We start from the raw sequence: 19,011 nt of genomic DNA on the forward strand, positions 1-19,011 counted from the left end.
TTCCTGAAAGGATTTCTATCGTTCTATTTGATCCAAACTGTGTTTTTTTGCTCTTGTTCGTTCACGGTCAGCTGGAAAATATCTGGTCGCGCATAATGGCCTACGACATCAAAGTCAAACTGCGCTTCGGCAATCTTATCCAGATCGATTTCCGCGTAGAGAATCTTTTCCTTTCCAAACACTGGCTCAACAATAAATTCGCCCAGCGGATTCACAATACAGCTCCCCCCGCGGGTGAGTTCTTCCGGCCATTCGTTCATTTCCTTGCGTGAAGAAAGATCCTCCGGATACATACTCTTTGTGGCATACTGGTTGCATGACAAAACAAAGCATCTTCCTTCCAGCGCGATATGCCTCATCGTGCAAAACCACGTATCCCTTCCGTCAGCGGTTGGCGCAACGTAAATTTGCACACCTTTATCATACATGGCCGCGCGCGCAAGCGGCATGTAATTTTCCCAGCATATGAGTGCGCCTATTCTTCCGTACGGTGTATCAAAAACGGGCAATGTGCTTCCATCACCTTCTCCCCAAATAAGTCTCTCCGCCCCAGTAGGCTTCAGCTTGCGGTGTTTTCCCAACAGCTCCCCATCCGGGCCGAAAAACAACGCTGTGCAATAGAGCGTCCCCTGGCTGGATTCACTTTCTTTTTCAATCACCCCTATCACAACATAAGCTTTTGCCTTCTTGGCAGCTTTGCCGATTTCTACTGTCTCCTCTCCAGGCACTGTAATGGAATTGTTCCAATACCGAAAAAAATCCTTTCTCCCTTCATTAGACCGGGAACCTACCACCGTTCCAAAGGACATACCCCTTGGGTAAGCCGGTATGAACGCCTCCGGGAACACAATGATATTGGCCCCTTTTTGGCTCGCTTCTCTGATCAACCGGACCGTCTTTTCGACCCCTTTCACTTTGTCCATCACTTCTGCGCCGGCTTGAACAACAGCGACTTGACACTGTCTTTTTTTCTGCAAAATCATCATCCTTCCACTTTTCTTTCCGGGAAAATATATTTCCACCATCTCCCTCTGATATAGATGTTTCTCCTGCATATCTGGCTACCTTCTGTCGGCAAACTGATGCCAAAATTGCGGCAATCCGAGTGCTTTGTACCTTTGGCAAAAACGAAAAGACCTGAGCCTGATGCAATATCGGGCCCTGGCCTTATTAACGTTTCACTTTTCGTAGCACTTCAAGAGCATTGCTTGTCCCAATTGTTTTTAAGGTTTATAGTTATATAGTGCTGTTTTCATAGACTCATAAGAGTTGTTCCAAAAGTCCGGATTCTCCCTAAAAGATTTTGCCACTTGTTTTACCATCACTTTAAATTTTTCATCGTACCCTGGATCATCCTTCGGCGGCAAGTCTTTTTTGAACCCGTCAACAAACTTTTTTGTAAAATCTGTAATCGGTCCCCATTTCGCCACTTCATTTCCGTTTTCGTCTATAAAAATAAAAATCGGAATAATTCGTTTTTCATTCGTCAAATATCGGTCCATCAGTTCCAAGTTTTGATCCCGGAGCAAAAAGCGGACCGGCATATCCGTTTTTTCAGCCAAACGGAGCAAAACAGGGATGTTCAGCATACAATGTCCGCACCAAGGTTCTGCCAAGACAATGACCCGCAATTGCTTGTCTTTTATGGATTGAAAAAAGCGCTCATCCTCCGGGGGAGTAAACTGATCATAAACCCGCGAAAAGCCGTCCTTGTGATATTCAAGTGTTTCGATATATTCATCCGGCGTCAACCCTTTTTCATACCAATTATGTAAATCCATTCTCTTCATCTCCTTTTCCACTTTTATACTAAGAGTACTTCAATAAAATAGATTGTGTAAACCAAACCGCATTCTTCCGTTGTTTCAATTTCGCCAAATCGGTTAAAGTAAAAAGAGATTCCATTTGGAAGAGGTGTTAAGATGCATCCCATCGTATTGTTTGACGGCGAGTGCCATTTTTGTGATGCCAGTGTCCAATTTATCATTCAAAACGATCCAGAAGGAAAGATTCACTTTGCTTCTTTACAAAGCGACATCGGCCAAAAATTATTAAAAGCCCAGGATGTACCTGCCCATATCGACAGCATGATGTTAATCGACGAAAACAAAGTGTACTATAAATCGGCAGCAGCACTGCGGATATGCAGCCATTTGAACGCACCTTGGAAATGGTTATATCCATTGATGGTCGCTCCTTATCCAATCCGCAATCTATTTTATGACTTGATTGCGAAAAACCGTTACAAATGGTTTGGCAAAAAAGAAAGCTGTATGCTTCCGCCGCCGGATATACGCGCCCGATTTTTATCGTAGCAAAAGAACTTGTCACATCCACTTCGGATTTGACTCAAAAGCGGCACTTGGCCGGAGGGGGTTCGCTCAAATGGCGCTCCCTCCGACTTTTGCTTTATTTTCATTCCAGACTCTTGAAAGAGGCTGTTTGTCTGCCGATATTCCCAACATTCCACCCTGAATACAACTTGACAGGCGTTTGACCAAGCTCAAACTGTTCGGGCCGATATTCCCAACATTCCCCCCTGAATACAACCGCCGGAAAGCACCAAAGCGGTCTTGTCATGAAGCCGCCGTTGGCATGCCCTTGCCGGGGCCAAGAGCAATATTGCGCTTTCAAGTCGGGGAGAGGGAGCGGACTTCCCCTCTGACGACCTTTTCTTCGCCCCCCGATCATTCTTTTTCTAAATCCTTCACAAGCTAATCATAGAAGCCTCCGTATTCCCTAGTACACGATTTAGCCGAACTTTCACTTTCACAAAAAATAAGCAGCAAGCCCTTTGGCCGTGGGTTGTGCCGCTGCTTTCTACCTTTTCCATTATTTTACTTGAAGCAAACGGGGCGCCGTTGTGACGAGCAAAGCGATCACGATAAAACATGCCAATGAAGAGATAATGTAAGAAGTGCCGTTGGAAATCAGTGAATAAAGAAAAGCGGATTGACCCGAAGGTGCAAACTTACCCCAAAAAATGATTCCGGCTATGAAATGCCAAGTATATCTGGCAAAGCCGCCAACAAAGATCGCTGCAAACAAGAGCAGTACGAGCCTTGTTTTTCCTTCAGACCTTACAGCCTTTTGCACTGCAGGCGCAAACCATCCTGCCGCTCCAACAAAGCTAAAAGCAACGAAAAATTCAATGAATCCTTGCAGAGGCGTTAATATTTGTCCCGCGGCTTCCCCGGAAACTACTTGCAACATCCCCCACAAAAAACCTGCAGCAAAACCGGCTTTAGCCCCCCAACGAAGCGCCACAATAAAAATAGGCACCATGGCAAACGAAAATTTGATCGCCGGCGTTACCTGAATCGATGGAATCATGTCCAGCATCATCGCAAATGCCGCAAAGATCGCTACCTCGATCAAAATGCGTAAAGACATCTTTTTTCCCATAAAAAAACCCCCTATGATGTAATAACCGACCGTAACCATAGGGGAACAAAGACAATGAAATACTCCATTGCCTTCACACCTCAAATAACCATCCCTGCGCTGGAATTAACCAACAGGTTCTAAGGGTCTGGAACGAATCCACTCTCAGCCAAAAGCTCCCCCTGGCACGCCGATTCAACTACTATCCTTTATTGTAATCTTTTTTTGAAAAATTTCAATATTTGTTATTGCAAGTTTGATACCCGCCAATACTGTGAAGCCATCGTCCCCGACATCCATTCCAGGCCTTGGTCCTGCGCCTGATGGACAGGCTCCCATACTGCTTGGGATTGAGCGTCCGATTGAACATATACTTCATGGTGAGGCGACTGATCATGCTTCCCGGAAATATCATACAAACCATCCCGCCAAAAAGTGGCACAAACTTCATAGTCGACAGCCGGGGAAACAACAAGCGGGTTTTTCACGGAATGTGTAAGCCGAAACATCGCTTTTTCACTGGATTTCTCGATCTCTTCCACTTCCATGCCCTCACTGGATGCTGTTGCTCTATCCTTCATTCTTTTCGTCCATCCGTATCCCCTCGTTTCTCCCACATCTTTCTCAAACTGTATGTGCGGAGTTCCTCCACCAAGCCGCACATGGACTTCTGCTTTCGTTCTGTAATTGGAAGAATGGGGATCAAACCCCCGATTGTCCCCTTGAAAATAACGATACGGAGAAAAAAAGTTGGGGTTTTTTATCCACTTGTTGTTTAAAAATGTTTGATAAAGAAAACGCCAATCAGTTTCGGAATCCTTTCCATTTGACTGTAAAACTTGTTCAATGGCACGAATCTTTTTTGTCATCCGGAACCTCTCCATCGTGGCGTCTTTTTCCCTTTTTCGCCCTCGTTTAAAAAATCCGATGATTCCCGCCGCCAAAAATTTTGGTTCATTTAAATCCTCTTCCGAATACGGAAGGATTCGCTCCGCCTCGATCGAGTATGTATACTCGGCATCCTGCCGGACAGTTTTGTCCGTGTAAAAGCAATTTGTAACACATGCAAGCTTTTCTCCATTGCGCTTGATTATATATTCACTGACCCCGGATATGGGCTCCCAACCCAAACTGATAAGCGAACGCGATACAACAGTCGTTACGATGAGATCCTTAAGAATATTACTTTCATCATTTTTTTCCGGCTTTGTCGCTGTTTGGATTTTTACTGGTCCAGATGTTATTTCCATCATTTCCACGGTGTATAAATAACTCGTTGCCGGGTCCAGCCCCTTATCCGAAAAACAAATGTCGGAACCGCTGTATATTAACTGACCTTCTCTGTACAAACGGTAGAAGCCTATTCCTTCTTTCCAACGAAACGTGATGGCGTTCGTGGATTGCTCAATAGACTCAAGCTGGATGTCAGGCAGATTCGGCACCGATCGCTTTCGCCGTTTGGCAACAAACATAAGGATTCCGGCCAGACTCGCCAATGCAGCAAAAGACCGTTTGACCATAGAGTCACCCCCTAGTTGAAGTTCATTATTTAATACCCAAAAATATAACCGACAACACTTTCTGAAATTTGGCCGTAATAAGCGCACAATCGCACTGTAAAGAAGAGAAGTCAACTCCGCGATACCGGGAAACGTCGAAACTTTGGTTCTAACAAAGATTTTCTTCGGCTGGGTATCCCTCTTTGGTGAATAAAATGTACGTTTCAGTCCCATATGATCGAAATCGATCGGTTTGTATAGCAATTCAGAACAATACATGAGAGACTGGTAGGAACATTAAAGAATGGCAGATTGGCGAAGAGAAACCTTTATAGGGAAAAACTCCAATTCAGAAAATATATTTGGAAAACATTTACAGTAATCCCCAATTTATATCCATACATTTACATTTATTTACTTCTCATCACATGATGAAAAACTTCTTTCATGAGATGACTTCATTTTTTAACATTTATGCCGATTAAATATAATGTAGGAACTGAATTTTTTGCTAAATTTTGTCGAATGAGGAGCCGGAGCAAACAAAGCCTTCGTTAACAACGGCGCCTTCCTCCATTTGACCCCATACATCTAATAAGAACGGTCGTTCCTTTACATGGATCATTTAGAGGTGATGCGAAAAGGTTAAATCATCCTTTTTAACCATTATTAACAGTAAATATTATTTTCATATTATGTAGGGGTTGGTGTAATAAAGATGAAGATTTTTAATTGGTTTTTAAACTTAAAAACGGCAGTAAAATTGATCACAGCTTTCCTTATTCTCGCATTGCTTCAAGTGGGAACCGGAGTGGTCGGGTTGACTCAAATGAACACATTAAATCATTCCATTTCCAACATGTATAACAATAACTTGAAACCAATACAAGAAGTGGCGGAAGCCCGGGATTTAGTCCAACAATTGAGATTGGCCAGCAGGGATTTGTATTTGACGAAGACACAACAAGAAACCGAAAAGTTAGTTGAAGATATTAAGAGAATCAGAAAAGAAATTGAAGGACATGTTAGCGCATACAGTAAAAGCGAATTAACAGAAGAACAGGAAAGTAAAGTATACAGATTTAATAATATTTGGGAATCACACAACAATTCATATGATCGCGCCCTCCAATTGGCGACGGAAGGAAAAAGCGAAGAATATTTGTTAAGCCTTAATGGCGGATTGCTAAATATTCAAAATGGGCTGATCAATGAATTGAATGACCTTATGGACATGGACGCTGCTGCTGCCGAACAAGCCCAAAAGGACGCGCAAAAAGTATATTCCACTACATTCATGATAACGATAGGCATTATTGCTTTTATCTTTTTACTAAGTATATTGTTCGGCATCTTCATTGCCAGAATCATTTCTCGTCCACTTGGAAAAGTGGCTGATTTAGTGGAAAAAGTAGCTGACGGTGACCTATCCGAAACAGTCGATATACAGGCTAAAGATGAAATCGGAATTCTCGCCCGCTCTGTAAACAAGATGATTGGAAATTTGCGGGCCACTATTCAAAACATTTTAGGTGCTTCAGAAAATTTATCAGCTTCCGCCGAGCAACTTTCAGCCAGCACTGAAGAAGTCGCCAGCGCCAGTACAAATCAGGCGAATGCCGCGCAAACGATCAACGAATTATTTAAAGAATTGGCGGCTGCCATTGCCTCCATTGCCCAAAATACGGAACAAGCCGCGGAATATTCAAATAGGACGATTAAAATTGCCCAAGAAGGAGAACAAGTCGTCCACTCCTCTGTCGAGGGAGCCAATATGGTGAGCGTCCAAATGTCCGCACTCGAAGAAGATTCCAATAAAATTGGCGAAATTATAGAAGTCATCAATGATATTGCCGATCAAACAAACCTTCTTGCTCTAAATGCAGCAATAGAAGCAGCGAGGGCGGGAGAACAAGGTCGCGGATTTGCCGTAGTAGCCGACGAAGTCCGCAAGCTGGCGGAACGAAGCAGTGAGGCAACAAGTGAAATATCCGACATTATTAAACATATGCAAGACGCCACTATCCTTAGTGTGAAATCCGTTGAAGAAGGAGTCGCGACAACAAAGCAATCCGGCGAGGCCTTCGAAAATATTATTCAAATGATTAATGACACCGGGAATAAAGTAACAGAAATTGCCAGCGCCAGTGAAGAGCAATCTGCCCAGACATCCGAAATACTCTCCTATATTGAGAGCATTTCAGCCACAACAGAAGAAGCCGCTGCCAGCAGTGAGGAAACTGCTTCAACAGCCAATGCTTTAACTGAACTGGCTGAGGAGCTAAATGCCTCGGTTGCAACCTTTAAGCTAGACAAAAAAATATAATCTATTCTGAGGGCGTCCCCGAAGTCAACTTTTCGACCTTTGGACGCCCTCTTCCATTTAACAAGTTAGAAGTCTGACAGCCAGGGACCCTCTTCTCTTGTTGTTTCGTTTCACGATCATTCATGAAAAGAATGTGAACCTTTTCGTCCCGTTGCGCCCTGGTAAAAAGATTATGATACACTAAACATAAAAAGTGACGGAGTGTGTCAAGCTATGAATAACCCCGTTGTATACAAAAAACGAAACTATCGTCCTGCTATCACGGCGATTACCATCATCTTGATCGGAGCAATCGGTATTCTATTCGGACTGCCGGGAGTGGAAAACTTCGATGCGTTTGATGTTACCATTCTCCCGTTGATAAACGCCATTTTAAACAGCTTTACGTTTATATTTTTATTTTCGGCGCTTATCGCCATTTTAAAGCGGAATATCACCGTTCACCGCAGATTTATTTACGCTGCTTTCACAACGACATTTCTTTTCCTCATCACGTATGTCACGTATCACTTTTTAGCTCCCTCCACCTCGTATGGAGGAACGGGCTGGATGGCGGCTTTATATTATTTTATACTCATTTCCCACGTGCTACTGGCGGCTGCCATCGTGCCGCTGGCGTTAACAAGCGTCGCTCGCGCCTGGAACATGGAAAATGAGCGCCACAAAAAAATAGCCCGCTGGACAATGCCGATTTGGCTATATGTCAGTCTTACAGGCGTACTCGTATATGTCATGATTTCTCCATATTATTAACAAGAAAATGAGACTGGGACACAAGCAAATACGAAATAGCAAAAGCCGAACAATTCATTTATAATTGTTCGGTTTATTTGTGTTAAAAAAATACCTATCATCGCTACGTCAACATATTCCGCTTTCCACAGGTCTCTTCAGCTTCCTCGGCTTGTTTACCGCCTGTTCCCCGAAAGGCAGCACGACGTTCAAGGTTAAGGTTCACTACCATATTGTAAGTCGCCCATCCCTTGCGGAGTTTTCATTCATAGTCCCTTTACTCGGATCGGGGGATAAAAATTTTTCAACGGGTTGATACAGTCAAACTGTTTCCAAAGATAAAAAGGACCTCCAATCGAAACAGTACCGGCATGCAGATCGGCGCCGGGGAGTAATGGGAATTTTTTCTTCCATGCAACCGCATCAGAAACCTCTTGCGACAGTATCCGGCAACAATTGTGGTGAAAAAATGCCCCTCATCCATTTACTAGAACCCCTTTTTATATTGACGTGAGTCTTGTTCAATCAGAAAAAAGCGTACTCGAAACAATGTGAGTACACTTTTTCCTCTAACTGTTAATGATCAGTCCCGTCCGCTTGAACCGCTATAAACGTCCATCCCAAATTCAATGAATCACCCTGAAATTGATTTTGATCTTGGCCATTGTCAACAAATTGGAACTTTACAACAAGGCGGTCACTGGAACCAATGGGCAACCCCTCTTCACCAAAAGCGGGAATCGTAATATTTGTAGCAACAGCATCCGGGGTCATATTTTTTAATCTTGCCAGTGTCGTTTTGTAAATAGGTTGATTGTGTTTATCCATATTCAACAAAAACTCTACTGAAATATGTTCACCAAAATCTTCTGTATTGTCACCTTTTGCATCAATAACCTCATAGTCTGTCTCGATGATCACTTTTCCAATGTCCAAAGAACCTTTGTTTTCCAATTTAAAGTCACGGAGAAAAGAATCTCCGGGCTTGATATTTTTTACTTGAATGAGTGTTTCAGGGTTCACAGACAAATCAAGAGTTCCCGATGCAAATGTGTTATCAGAGACTTTATGATCACTGAAATAAGCGTACGTTCCTCCTCCTATTAATGAAATGCCTAGCAAGATCGACATTAGGCCAATGCCGAGTTTATTTTGATTACCCATTCTTTTCCCCCCTCGTTCCATCTCCCCAGAGATCAAGATAGAGTCCATCTTGCCATTATGAAGCATCCTTTAAATGAGTTTGTTGGGGATGATGATCCGCCACATAATCCAATATAGCCGTACTTATCATATCCCCTGCAAATTGGAGCCTTTCCGGACTGATATTTTCGATCGTGTCATATGACGTGTGATACTCCGGCTCCAATCCGCCATTGGCGGTTCCCATATTAAAGCATACGGCCGTTATGCCCGCATTGTGGAATGGAACATGATCTGACAACCCTCTCTGAAACAGGATCAGTTTTTCTTTATCTTTCCCCCATTTGTCAAATGCGGCGTTCATATAATCCCAAGCGATATTAGGTTCGCCATCCACAGTATTAAAGGCCAGGTATGAGGCCGGTTCATATTTTGCGCCCATCATCTCCATCTGGAAATGAATCGCGCTACGATCAAGGTCTTCTTTTGGCAAGTGATCAACATAATAATGCGAACCGACCAAACCGATTTCTTCCGCGCCAAAAGCAATGAACCTCAGCTCTTTATCAGTTGGCAAGTCTTTCATCATCCTAGCCATCTCAACAATAGCGGCAGTCCCGGAGCCATCGTCATTGGCTCCTGGCGAATAAGGAACACTGTCATAATGAGCCGTAACATAAACGATTTCAGGATTTGTAACATCGGACGGCTTTTTCACCGCCACCACATTTTGTGATGTTTGATTTGTATGGGTGCGAATGATGAGATTCGCTTTTGCCGACCCTTTTGAAAGCTGCTCCCGTAATGATTCGCCATCCACTTTTGTAACACCCACAACCGGAATGGTGCTGTTGTTATTTAGCGTCGGACGGAGTGGAGCAAGGCTTTCATCATGATCATAAATGATGACCCCTGCCGCTTGCGCATTCGTTGCATTCTGCACTTTTTCCCAGAAAGTATTCTCACCTCTTCGAACTAATGCGATTTTCCCTTTTGCTTCATCAGAAAAGTCTCCAGAAAGTCCATGATTCGCATAATATAATTCGGCTGTAATGCCATGCTCATCTGTTGTGGCCGATCCACTCGCCGCTCCCACCGGGAGTTCCTTGTTTTTATCAGTTAAAATGCGCAATGTCCTTTCCACTCGATTGTTAATGGGAAACTCTTGAATGGAAACATCGTAGCCAAAGCTTTGAAATTGCTTTTTCAAATATTCCGCCGCTTTCTTTTCTTCTTCCGTTCCGGCAACCCGCGGCCCAATTCCTGCACTTAATTCCCGTATATGATCCATGACTCGCTCAGAGTCAAAAACGGCTTCCCACTTTTTTATTAAGGCATCCGCATACTCTTTTAAAATATTTGCCGCATGATCGGAAATATGCTTGTTTTCGAGGTGTTTGTGTAACAAAATGTGAAAGCTTTCCATATGCTTGATCGCTTTCTTATATAACTTTCGTTCCTCATAATGTCCCACTGCAGTCATATGGGTGCTTAATGCACGATAAGTTTCCGGAGTGGAAAATTCCCCATCTTTTTGAAAAATCTCCATAAGAGCTTTCATGTTGGCAATACTAATATCATCTTTATCTTGAGTCGCAACAGGTGAATCTATCAGATTCACAGTCTGAAAAGCTGAATTTTTTGGTGAAAATCCCATTAATAGAAAAAAGATGATGAAAAGGGAAATAGATCTTCCAAAGCGGCCTGACTTCATATAAAAGCCTCCTTCGATCATCATTCAATGACAGTTCAGCTAAATTGGAGCAGAAAACCCTGCTCCAATTATTTCTTATCGCTGTTCACCCGGCTTTTGCGTTGCGTTGAATGTCCAGGTCAACTGTAAGGAATCTCCCTGAAATTGGTTTTGGTCCTCTTCGTTATCCATAAAGTTGAATTTGACGACAAGATCGTGAATCTCCCCGGCCGGAAGTCCTTTATCCCCAAACTCGGGATAAAATATATGCTGATTGATCGCTTCCGGTGTCATCTCTTTCAATTCGGCCAACGTCGTTTTAAAAATCACTTCATCCAGATTGTCTACGTTGTAGAGAAATTCCACTTCAATATGCTCCGCAAAATCTTCGGTGTTGTCCCCTTGCGGATCACTTACGGTATAGTCTGTTTCAATAAACACTTTGTCGATATCCAAAGTGCCGCCATTTCCTAATTCAAAATCACGAATAAAAGAGTCTCCCGGTTTCATATTTTCAATGTTGATGATTTCAGTCGGAGCGACAGTCAAGTCCAGAGTACCCGCCGCAAAGGTGTTGTTTGTCACCTCTCTGTCGCTAAAATAAGCGTAAGTTCCTCCCCCGATAAGCGCGATCCCGAGAGCCGCCGACATCATACCCATACCAATACGTTTTTTCATTCCCATTTTTCATTCCCCCTCAATAATGTTTGATCTCAAAAAGAAAGTTGCTCCTTTGTGTTGCAGGACATTTTGTTACTTTTCGTTTCAAAGGCGCTGCGTCCAACCGCATTCCCCTTCATAATGAATGTCAAGCAACATGCCGGATGAAACGTCGCCGTAGCCCGCAGCTATCAAAAAAGTTCCGCACATATTGCCTTTAGCCGGCGTTTGCAACGGACGAGCCATTGTCAGGCTGATGAAGCTGATTGATGAAATAATCGGAATTTCCTTTCAGCATTTGATAGGCTCCAGTCGTCATGCCATCTTTATGATGGTCAAGCAACTGATGAAAAGCCGCCATATGTTTAACCACTTTATCCATCTGACCTTTGGCTTCATAATGGCTTAAAGCTGTCGCGTGCATCTTCAACGCTTGCGCGGCACCGCTGTTCGTAAATTTCCCCAACTCCTCATAGCGTTCAATCGTTTCTTTTATATGAAGCGCAGATACTTTTACAGGTATTTCCGGCCGGGGAGGACTGATAGGAATGATCCCCTGATAATCGGTGTTAAAGCCGCTAATTGGGCGGATTGGCACTTCATTCCACCGTTCAGGATCGACTTGATACAAATCACCGGACGCCAGCCCGTATAAAAAAGCATGAGTCGCAATCACATTTTGCTGAACTAAAGGCTCGCGCTCCCCATCTAAAAATTGACCGGACGTCTCTAAGAAAACAGCGGGATTGCTGTGTCCATTCGGATTAAGACCTTCATAATTAATACCGAGCATCATACCGGATGAAACGCCGCCCCGGATATCAATGACGTTAGCGCCTGTAATATATTGGTCGACGGTGAACTCTTTATACGGTTTCATCGCATCGAATACGGTAACCATCGCCTGGCGGGTCAAATCCTCATATCGTCCGCCCTGAATATGAGGCAATGTTGGTCCCCCCGGATTTAAAGAAATGCCGAGTGACAAAGATACGGGGATACTTGTCCCATAGAAATTTTTGCTTCCCTGATGGTGAATGTCCATCATAAATTCAGGCTGTACTTGGGTCCATAATTTGTAATACCCGATCGATTCGATCGCCTGAAATCCGCCTTCAACCCAGTCTCTGTTTAAATCAACCGTAACTGTTCTGCCATCTACTAGTTTCGGTTCTCCTGTTTCATGGTCATACAGGATCGTTCCCCGCTGATTCCTTTCAGCGCCATCGACATTGTACATGGGGATAAAATAAACCGTTAATTCATCCATGATTTTTTTGTCGGAAGCATCTTTTTCATTTATCAAATTTTCAATCAGACGCAGCGTGGCGTTTGTTCCATACGGCTCATTTCCATGAATGCGTCCCTGAACCCATATTTTCTTGTTCCCATTACCTATTTTTGCAATATAAAGATCCTTGCCTGTCTCACTTCTTCCTTCTTCAATCCCTATTTCCTTTAGTGTAAACACATCCAGCTTGCCGCCACTTTGTTCTTCCAGTTGTTCTAAAACTTGCACCATTTCATCATATTTCATTATTTCTGAACCAACGATGCTGTCAGATGCTGCCCCTGCCATTCCACTGAAGGAGAACATGAGAAATAAAGTTATGACGATGAAACACACACGCGTCCTTAACATTGAATCTCTCCCTTTTGATTTATTCATCTCTTTATGGTGTTGCGGTGAAGCATCTGATCATACTGAATCGAAGGGAACTCCCAAGCAGTTATAAAACTCAAACTCTATGAATTATCGTTTTTCACCCGGCTTTTGTGTCGCTTGGAACGTCCAAGCCAACTGTAAGGAATCTCCCTGAAATTGATTTTGATCCTCTTTGTTATCTACAAAGCTGAATTCAACGAGAAAATCATGAGCCTTCCCGGCCGGAAGTCCTTTTTCCCCAAGCTCGGGGTAAAATATATGTTGATTGATCGCTTCCGGTGTCATCTCTTTCAATTCGGCCAATGTCGTTTTAAAAATCACAACATTAAAATTGTTTACGTTAAAGAGAAATTCCACTTGAATATGCTCCGCAAAATCTTTGGTATTGTCCCCTTGTTGATCACTTACGGTGTAGTCTGTTTCAATAAACACTTTGTCGATATCCAATGTACCGCCATTTCCTAATTTAAATTCACGAATAAAAGAATCTCCCGGTTTCATATTCTCAATGTTGATAATTTCCGTCGGAGCGACAGTCAAGTCGAGCGTACCCGCCGCAAAGGTGTTGTTTGTCACCTCGCTGTCGCTGAAATAAGCATAAGTTCCTCCGCCAATAAGCGCGATCCCGAGAGCCGCCGACATTATCCCCATGCCAATACGTTTTTTCATTCCCATTGTTCATTCCCCCAAAAGATTTCATTTTTATACAATTGTTCCTTATGAGAACAAGAAATTATTTATTCAGCGGATTGTTTGATAACTTTTGGCCATTCTTACTGTTCTCCATACGGTCAAAAAGCCATAGCCGATTAAGAGTATTCCCGGCAAAAACAGGATGAGGGCGGCTCCTAACGAAGAATCGGTCCATTTGAACATATAACCCGCATACGGTATCGCCACCCCTGTATACTGTCCGATTATATTTTCGATATAGACAGGATCCAAATCGGGGCCGTTATTGTTATCTCCTTTTGTCGTAAAATAGCGGCCTTTTGCATGTACTTCCTCAATTCTATGTGTAATGAGGAGATTCTCTTTCGTAATAAAGGTAATGACGTCGCCTTTTTTATATTGATCCCCTTGTGACTTTTGCTTCATCAATATAATAGAGCCAGTTTTAATGCCGGGTTCCATTGAACCGGACAGAACAGCTTTCATTTCATACCCAAAGATGCTCGGATTTTTGCCGGATGCTTTAGATATAGCCACGTTTAATAAAACAATAGCCAGAATCAGCAATATGAGGGTGGAAAAAGTATGGCCAATTGCCTTTTTGGTTGTTTGCCAGTTCATCACAAAGTTTCACCCCAGTCAGTCGCAAACATGTCCATATTCGATTTACGGAGTCTTTTCATTGAGCGCTTGCTTTTCTTCTTTCTCATTTATGTCAGTTGGAACAGGATGATCCGAATACTCATTTTCAGACTTGAATTTGCTGGAAGCTGCCGCATCATTGTCCGTTTGCTTTTTTGTCTCAACCTTACCTGCTTTGTTCTCCTTTTTTTCCACCTGTTCAACCGTTTTGTGTTGTGTATCTTTTTCACCAGTTTTTGGCACTTCTGCCTGCGAATTTTGTTCATGGTCTTCCGATTGAGCGCCGGGCTCCCCGCGCTCTTCTAATTCCGCAATGACTGCAATCTCTCCAACAATGCTTTCTTGATGGGTATAATACGCATTGGTCGGAGTGATCAGATGAGAGGTGATAAAAAAGAACAAATAGATGACGGAAAGAAAGTAAATATGTGAATTTTTTGTTTTCTCATAACCTCTCATCCTATTGACCCCTTTCAAAAAACGATTACACTAGGAAGCTTTTGTTTTCTCAATTGCTTGTTTTTGAGTAATCAGCTCTGTTACAGCCGACTGAATAACATTGCCGACTAATTGCACTCTTTCAGGACTAATGTTTTCAATTTTGTCATCGGGCGTGTGGTACCAAGGCTCCAAGCCGGCGGTTCCCGGAACCATCCAAATAAATAGGGCGGCATCAATACCGGCTTCATGAAACGGCACATGGTCAGATCTGCTAAATTGATAAAGGTTTAATATACCCTCATCGATCTCTAACTGTTCAGATGCCGCTTTCACTGATTCCCAAACAAGATTGGAATTTCCATCAACCGTATTCACATGTAATTGGGAAGCGGACTCATATTTTGTGCCAACCATATCCAAATTGAAATTGGCGATGCTTCTTTCAATATCTCCTGCCGGCAACTGGCCGACATAATATCTGGAGCCCACCAACCCAATCTCCTCCGCGCCAAATGCGACAAATCTAATCTCTTTCGTCGTCTCCAAATGCTTCATCGCCCTTGCCAATTCAAGCATTGTCGAGGTTCCCGATCCATTGTCATTCGCGCCGGGAGAGCGGGACACACTGTCATAATGCGCTGTTACATAGACGATTTCAGGGTTGCTAATTCCCTTTGGCTTTTTGACTGCAATGACATTTTGCGATTTTTGGCCGCCGCGAATATCAAATTCTTGAGTAGACACCTCGTAACCCATTTTTTCAAATTCTGTTTTGATATATTGGGCAGCTTGTTTTTCTTGTTCAGTCCCCGTAACTCTTGGACCAATATCCACACTTAAATGTTGAAGATGTTTCATGGCCCTGTCGGAAGCAAATTGCGGGTCCCATAATTCAATCAACTTGTCGGAATAGGGCTTGAGAATTCGTACTACTTTCGCAGAAACGAGTTCATTTTTCTCCTGCTGCTCAAGTAAAGTATGGAAGCTCTTCATATGCTTGGCTACTTTTGCCGCATCCTTTTGCCTTTCGTAAAGGTCTACCGCAGCCAAATGGGTTTTGAGTGCCCGGGCAGCGACTTCACCGGCGAACTCTCCGTCTTTCTCAAAACGCTCCACAAGTGACTTCATGCCATTGGCCGTTACACCTTCCGGCAAATAGTCGATGACAATGGCGGCTTCGTTATATTGATTTTCTTCACCATCCGGATCGTAGCCATTTTCAATATTTCCGGCGGCATCAACCGAGAACCATTTAATCGTTGTCGTTTCTTCAATGGTTAACGTTTCCGCCCCTTCTCTTGTGCCAGCCACTCTGATCACATTGGAATCCAATGTCGGTCTTGAGCCATCAAGTGTATAGTAGACAGTAGCCGGTTCACTTGTTTCAAACGTCACTTCGATCGGCTCATGATATGTGCCTTCTTCAACACTAAGAGTTGATTCAGGATTTGTTTCATCGGTGGCATTTTGATAAGCTACTTCCAACAGCCCGATCAAACCGCTCGCAAATTCCATTGCTTCGGCATGTCCTTCTTCAAAATCCGGCTGGAATCCGACACTGACCCAACGTTTCGTGTCCGAATCCCACAATGGAGCTCCCACTTCGAAATTCCACGCATAAATCCCATATTCATACCAAAGTGTGTCCGCAGAGTTTCCTCCCGCAGAATATAGTACATCCGGAATCGGTCCCGTCCGCCCCGGTAAAATAACGGTTCCACGGTGCTCCTTAATTCTTTTCAAAATATGTTCGGATGCTTGCCAGAAATAGGCTTCCTGACCGGCAGTGGGACGAGGGAGTGTCTTGCGATTCGCATCATATGCACCAGGTGACCACATAAAGTAACCGCCATGTGAATGGATATTCATGGCAAATGTAATGTTCGGGTTTTGTTCTGCCAACCAAGTCAAATTGCGGCTTTCCGGCTCGGATGATGGCTCCGGTCCGGCATAAAGATCAGATAGGCAGTTTGTTGAACCGCCAATCCAGCCTTCATACACGGTTCCGACTTTGTGATTTCGATTTAAGTCCACTCCCCAAGAATTTCTGTTGGCGGAATCAGATCCTTCCGGTCCGCAATAATTGACCAAATTTCTTCGCTGCATATTATAATCGTAGAAGGAATATAGCCCGCCATCAGGATTGACGCTTGGCACAATAAAAATATCCAAATTATCTACAAGTGTTTTCGTATTCTCATCTGTATGATAGTTTCGCAGCAAGCGCTCTGCAGTTTCTACAGAAACGAGAGGGGTTACCCATTCACGGGCATGTTCCTGCGAGTATCCCAATACTCCCGGTTTGGAACCGTCCCTCACTTTTCCAATTCGGATGGCTTTCACTTCTTGCGGCTCCCTGGAAACCTCTTTCGGCGCATTCAAAAAGTCTGAGAGTTTGATCCCGGATTCTGGTTGAACGATTCCAGTCCCGTTTGAATTTCTATATCTTGTCGCCTTTATTAGCTGACCGGCCGCCCCATTCATGGCAGCAATGACTTGATCAGCTGTACTGTTTGGCTTGGAAGAACCATCCGTTCCCAAATGAACGGTTATCTTATTACCTTCAACAGAAACGCTTATATGTTCATTTGCTTTATCGGGAGCCTTTAGATCGATCTCTATGTCGTTTCCGCCTTCATGCCCCCATGCCTGTGATGTCAAAACGAACGCTGAATTCACCGTGCTTCCAATTGTCGCTTGCGCCTTTCTTCTATATCCGTTTGTTTTATTAGGCAGCGTCACGATTTCAGCCAGTTCGGGAAACTCTTTTGCCAGTTGTTCTATTCGTTCGGTGATTTCAATAGGTGTCATATAGTGATCAACAAAATCGCTGAAGTACTCATCTTCAGAAGGGGTTCCATCACCAATCCATTCTTTTAATGTTGTTTCAATCTTCCCGCCCAGTTGTGTTGTGATAGTGACCTTTTCCGGAACCGCTTCAATATCTTTTAAGACATAGTGATAGAGATACTCGCCGGAATCGACTTTTCTTGTCATCATTGCCGTCTCTTTTTCACCATTCGAGTTTGTCCACTCAGCTGTCATTGCGACATCCGGACCCGCGCTAGACTTCACTTCCAAGTATAAAAATGTTCCCGATTGGTTCTTGAAATAATCCGATCTGAAAATGTTCAATTTATCTTCCGCCTGTTGTTGGAGACGCTGCATTTTCTTTTGCTGCTGCCTTAACTGCTGTTTTGCCTCTTCGGATGTTTGAATGACTTTTACCGTTAGGCCTTGACGTTTTAGCAATTCCATTTCCGCCTGGCTCACAACTAATTGAACCTCGATATCATCATTCCGCGTGTTTATTCCTGCTATATCATAACCGTTGGCGACCAACTCTTCTAATGTCTTTTGATCTGGGACAATCATTTGGACAAGCGCCATTTCCTGCTCCAACTCGACTTCCTTTTCAGGAACAGGTTCTGCAGATATTGCTTCCAATGGGGTGATAACAAATGAAGTGGCAGTTAACGCCAAAGTACTTGTGACAGCAAGAAGAAATGACAACAACCTTTTTGCTCTCAATTTTTACCCTCCCCCTAAAAATTGTCTAAGCATAGAAGATTATATCACTTTATTCTGAATTTTGTTTACATTCCGAAGAAAACAATGCTTAAGAATTAGTAATTTTGTTAAAATTTCCAATAGTTTCAGGAATAAAGACTGAAAATCCAATTGAATCAGGATAAACATTATTGGGAAAATAGACCCGCAGACGTAATCCAAAATACAGAATCATAAGTCTAACCAATCGTTGTTTGTGGCGCACGATCAGATGCAAAAAGAGGAAAAAATCCCCTTACCCAGGAGAAAATCGAATGACGTAGGAACAGGAGGAATGCAGCTCAAAAGAAATTGTTTATTATGTAGAATAATCGGTGATCCACACGCCTATAACGGAGTCATTTAGGAGGGAAAACACATATGAAAGACATGATCCATTCGCTATGGCTATGATGAGGAACAAAATCCAAATCAATTAGAAAATAGGGTATTGTATGTATGGAGAAATAACGTGGAGCGTATTAGTGGCTTACATATGGATAAATTGTTTCCTGTTAAATCCCGTGGAGTTTTTCATCCCATAGACCATAATTCGACCGCGACAGGGAAAAGTGAGAGAAAACTTGAAACAAATAAGAAACAA

General features: G+C 43.2%; 15 protein-coding genes and 1 riboswitch. Of the genes, 3 read left to right on the forward strand and 12 right to left on the reverse strand.

Features of this window, described 5'->3' with window-relative positions; genetic code table 11:
* Nucleotides 1-23: 23 nt before the first annotated feature.
* Together NST31_RS06620 and NST31_RS06625 are read right to left on the reverse strand one after the other, a co-directional pair.
* Nucleotides 24-983 (reverse strand): carbon-nitrogen hydrolase family protein, encoded by a 960-nt coding sequence (locus NST31_RS06620; protein WP_077113628.1) that lies wholly within the window; start codon nt 981-983, stop codon nt 24-26.
* A gap of 240 nt (nt 984-1,223) precedes the next feature.
* On the reverse strand, nt 1,224-1,781 hold the full coding sequence (locus NST31_RS06625) for a thioredoxin family protein (protein WP_077113592.1): 558 nt from the start codon (nt 1,779-1,781) through the stop codon (nt 1,224-1,226).
* A gap of 141 nt (nt 1,782-1,922) precedes the next feature.
* On the opposite strand from NST31_RS06625, the gene NST31_RS06630 reads away from it, so the two are divergent.
* Nucleotides 1,923-2,315, forward strand: coding sequence for a thiol-disulfide oxidoreductase DCC family protein (locus tag NST31_RS06630; RefSeq protein WP_077113593.1), 393 nt, complete (start codon nt 1,923-1,925; stop codon nt 2,313-2,315).
* Nucleotides 2,316-2,832: 517 nt separating this feature from the next.
* Here NST31_RS06630 and thiT read toward each other — a convergent pair.
* Entirely contained in the window at nt 2,833-3,405 is a 573-nt protein-coding gene (gene thiT, locus NST31_RS06635; protein WP_077113595.1) for an energy-coupled thiamine transporter ThiT, read from the reverse strand.
* A gap of 74 nt (nt 3,406-3,479) precedes the next feature.
* Nucleotides 3,480-3,577: riboswitch (TPP riboswitch) on the reverse strand.
* A 52-nt stretch (nt 3,578-3,629) separates the two neighbouring features.
* Nucleotides 3,630-4,904, reverse strand: a complete 1,275-nt coding sequence (locus NST31_RS06640) for a DUF3238 domain-containing protein (protein ID WP_077113596.1) — start codon at nt 4,902-4,904, stop codon at nt 3,630-3,632.
* Between the two features lie 697 nt (nt 4,905-5,601).
* On the opposite strand from NST31_RS06640, the gene NST31_RS06645 reads away from it, so the two are divergent.
* Together NST31_RS06645 and NST31_RS06650 are read left to right on the forward strand one after the other, a co-directional pair.
* Nucleotides 5,602-7,209: a methyl-accepting chemotaxis protein gene (locus tag NST31_RS06645; protein WP_077113597.1), complete on the forward strand. Its 1,608-nt coding sequence runs from the start codon at nt 5,602-5,604 to the stop codon at nt 7,207-7,209.
* Nucleotides 7,210-7,422: 213 nt separating this feature from the next.
* Entirely contained in the window at nt 7,423-7,962 is a 540-nt protein-coding gene (locus NST31_RS06650; protein ID WP_077113598.1) for a DUF420 domain-containing protein, read from the forward strand.
* 555 nt (nt 7,963-8,517) lie between these two features.
* On the opposite strand, the gene NST31_RS06655 is transcribed toward NST31_RS06650, so the two are convergent.
* The 8 genes from NST31_RS06655 to NST31_RS06690 form a co-directional block, all read right to left on the reverse strand.
* Nucleotides 8,518-9,105, reverse strand: coding sequence for a CalY family protein (locus tag NST31_RS06655; RefSeq protein ID WP_077113600.1), 588 nt, complete (start codon nt 9,103-9,105; stop codon nt 8,518-8,520).
* 55 nt (nt 9,106-9,160) lie between these two features.
* Entirely contained in the window at nt 9,161-10,798 is a 1,638-nt protein-coding gene (locus NST31_RS06660) for a M20/M25/M40 family metallo-hydrolase (RefSeq protein ID WP_077113601.1), read from the reverse strand.
* 75 nt (nt 10,799-10,873) lie between these two features.
* Nucleotides 10,874-11,461 carry a CalY family protein gene (locus tag NST31_RS06665; RefSeq protein WP_077113602.1) on the reverse strand — a complete coding sequence of 196 codons (588 nt, stop codon included), beginning with the start codon at nt 11,459-11,461 and terminating at the stop codon, nt 10,874-10,876.
* Nucleotides 11,462-11,654: 193 nt separating this feature from the next.
* Complete coding sequence (locus NST31_RS06670) at nt 11,655-13,079, reverse strand: M14 family zinc carboxypeptidase (protein WP_077113603.1); 1,425 nt, start codon at nt 13,077-13,079, stop codon at nt 11,655-11,657.
* Between the two features lie 111 nt (nt 13,080-13,190).
* Nucleotides 13,191-13,778 carry a CalY family protein gene (locus tag NST31_RS06675; protein WP_077113604.1) on the reverse strand — a complete coding sequence of 196 codons (588 nt, stop codon included), beginning with the start codon at nt 13,776-13,778 and terminating at the stop codon, nt 13,191-13,193.
* Between the two features lie 66 nt (nt 13,779-13,844).
* Nucleotides 13,845-14,396, reverse strand: coding sequence for a signal peptidase I (locus NST31_RS06680; RefSeq protein WP_205179119.1), 552 nt, complete (start codon nt 14,394-14,396; stop codon nt 13,845-13,847).
* Nucleotides 14,397-14,441: 45 nt separating this feature from the next.
* The gene (locus tag NST31_RS06685) at nt 14,442-14,876 is read right to left on the reverse strand and encodes a hypothetical protein (protein WP_339164672.1); all 435 of its coding nucleotides are present in this window, start codon (nt 14,874-14,876) and stop codon (nt 14,442-14,444) included.
* Nucleotides 14,877-14,906: 30 nt separating this feature from the next.
* Nucleotides 14,907-18,389, reverse strand: coding sequence for a M28 family peptidase (locus tag NST31_RS06690; RefSeq protein ID WP_339164673.1), 3,483 nt, complete (start codon nt 18,387-18,389; stop codon nt 14,907-14,909).
* Nucleotides 18,390-19,011 lie beyond the last annotated feature (622 nt).

This window comes from Siminovitchia sp. FSL W7-1587, from assembly GCF_037963795.1.
Taxonomy (GTDB): Bacteria; Bacillota; Bacilli; order Bacillales; family Bacillaceae_C; genus Siminovitchia; species Siminovitchia thermophila.